Origin of the sequence: Flavobacterium sp. (assembly GCF_035760125.1) — a bacterium.
Classification (GTDB): Bacteria; Bacteroidota; Bacteroidia; order Flavobacteriales; family Flavobacteriaceae; genus Flavobacterium.
In genome coordinates, this window is sequence record NZ_DASTTN010000142.1 from 1 (window position 1) to 2,677 (window position 2,677).

A 2,677-nucleotide genomic window follows, 5' to 3' on the forward strand; every position below is an offset into this window, starting at 1 on the left:
GGTTAACATCATCAACAAAAAAGCCAGTTTAGAAAAAATCACTACCAAATAATGACTTCCATTAAATATAAACTTATGAAAAAGATATTAATCCTAACCACCCTTTCAATTGTATTGATTGCCTGTAATTCATCTGAAAAAAAACAATCAACCGACGAAATTATTGCATCCAAAGATGTAAAAGCAATAACTGCAAAAAAAGCCGAACTACAATTGCAACTTGAACAAATCGATGAAGCATTGGCTACCTTGGATGTAAACAAAGAAGTAGTCGCATTGGTTTCCGCCGTAAAATTAAAAGACACTACATTCAACCACTATCTTGAGATACAGGGAAGCATTAATACCAATGAAAATGTATTGATTCAGCCTGAATTTCCGGGAAACTTAGTTGAATTGAATGTAAAAGCGGGACAAAAAGTAAGCAAAGGACAAGTTTTGGGCCGTACCGATGATGGCGGAATGAGTCAGCAATTAGCCAGCGCCGAAAACCAATATGCGCTTGCCAAAACTACTTTTGAACGTCAAAAAAATCTATGGAGCCAAAAAATTGGTTCCGAAATACAATACCTTCAAGCCCAAACACAAATGATTTCGGCACAAAAAGGGGTAGCACAAATCAAAGCCCAAATTGCAAAAACCGTAATCAGAGCGCCGTTTTCAGGAACTATTGACGAAGTTTTCGTGGAAAAAGGAGAAGTAGTTGCCGCCAGTCCTCAAGGATTAATGCGAATCGTGAATTTAGGTAATATGTATGTTTCTACTTCTATTCCGGAAAGTTATATCGGAAAACTGAAAGTTGGTACTGAAGTAGATGTATACTTAACTTCATTGGACAAAACCTATAAAGGAAAAGTTCGCCAAATTGGTAATTTCATCAATCCAAACAATAGAAGTTTTGGAATCGAAGTCAGCGTTCCCAATCCAGAAAATTTATTGCGTCCTAACCAGGTGGCCAAACTGAAAGTGATTGATTATGTGAGCAAAAATGCCGTAGTTGTTCCAACTAATGTGATTCAACAGGATTCCAAGAAAAACAGTTTTGTATATACTGTCGCCAACTCTAACGGAAAAACGGGTATTGCCAAAAAAGCGATTGTTAAAACAGGTCAATCCTCAGATAATGTAACCGAGATTTTAAGCGGCTTAGATTCTGATGCCATAATAGTTACGGAGGGTATGAATACCATTTCGGATGGGATGAAATTAAATTTTTAAAAGTTTAAAAATTGTTTAATGGTTTCAAGGTTGTTTAAAAGCAATCCTTTTTAAACTTATTAAACAGCTTTAAACCAAATTAAACCAAAAAATATATGTCACATCAAAGTAAAGAATTCGGAATATCAAGTTGGGCTGTCGAAAATCGCGTTACAGTATATATCTTGACTTTATTGATTGTAATCACGGGAGTTATTGCCTATGTTACGATGCCTCGAGAGGATTTTCCGGAAATTATAGAAAACAAGGTTTACATTTCATCCGTTTTCCCGGGGAACTCAGCCGAGGATGTAGAGAAATTAATTATCAAACCTCTTGAAAAGGAAATCAAGAATATTAGTGGAGTAGATAAAATTACATCTAGTTCCTTCCAAGATTATGGAATGATTATCGTAGAGTTTGAAGATAAAGTTACCATCTTGGATGCCAAAACCAAAATTAAGGACAAGGTAGATATCGTAAAAGCTGATACGGACTGGCCTAATCTTGACAATGGAAGTAAAGTTGAACCAAGTGTATTTGAATTGAACATTTCGGAGGAAGTGCCAATTCTGAACATCAATTTACAAGGAAACTACACCACCCAACAGCTTAAAAAATATGGAGAATTGCTTCAAGACGATATTGAGGAAATTCCTGAAGTAAAAAAAGTGGACATTCTGGGTGTGGATGATAAAGAAGTGGAGATTGCCGTTGACATTTTCAAAATGACGGCTGCCCAGGTTTCTTTTGATGATATTCAAAATGCGGTGAAATACGAAAATATGACACTTTCGGGAGGGAATTTAATTTCCCAAGGTTCTAGAAACAATATCAGAATCGTTGGTGAAATCAAAGACCCAAAAGAACTAGAAAACATCATTGTAAAACACAATGGAGGAACTGTTTATCTTAAAGACATTGCAGTTGTTAAGTTCAAAGAAAAAGAAAAAACAACCTATGCCCGTGAGAAAGGAACCGAAGTTGTGATGTTGAACGTTAAGAAACGTTCCAACCAAAACATGATTTCGGCTATTGAACAGGTAAAAGAAAAAATTAAAGAAGCCCAAGCATCGTATTTGCCATCCAATTTAAAAATTGAATTAACAAACGACCAATCTTCACGTGTAGAGCATCAAGTAGACGAATTATCGAACCATATTATCTTCGGGATTGTGTTGGTAATGATTGTGTTGATGTTTACAATGGGACTAAGAAACTCATTGTTTGTGGGAGCAGCCATTCCATTATCGATGCTAATGGCGTTTAGTATTCTTTCAGCATTTGGATTGACATTGAATACGATGGTACTTTTTGGGTTGGTTATGGGACTGGGAATGTTGGTGGACGACGGTATCGTAGTGGTGGACAATGTATTTGCCAATATGAAAAAAGGACTGCCTCGTGTTCAAGCTTCGAAAATAGGTATTGGAGAAATTGCCTGGCCTGTTATCGCTTCGACCGCAACAACTTTAATGGC

General features: G+C 36.5%; 2 protein-coding genes. Both read left to right on the plus strand.

What is annotated here, in order from left to right:
• Positions 1 to 75 precede the first annotated feature (75 nt).
• A complete protein-coding gene (locus VFS71_RS05570) occupies positions 76 to 1,218 on the plus strand; it encodes an efflux RND transporter periplasmic adaptor subunit (RefSeq protein WP_326399877.1) in 1,143 nt (380 codons plus the stop codon).
• Between the two features lie 95 nt (positions 1,219 to 1,313).
• A partial coding sequence (locus VFS71_RS05575; RefSeq protein ID WP_326399878.1) for an efflux RND transporter permease subunit occupies positions 1,314 to 2,677 on the plus strand: 1,364 nt, incomplete at its 3' end.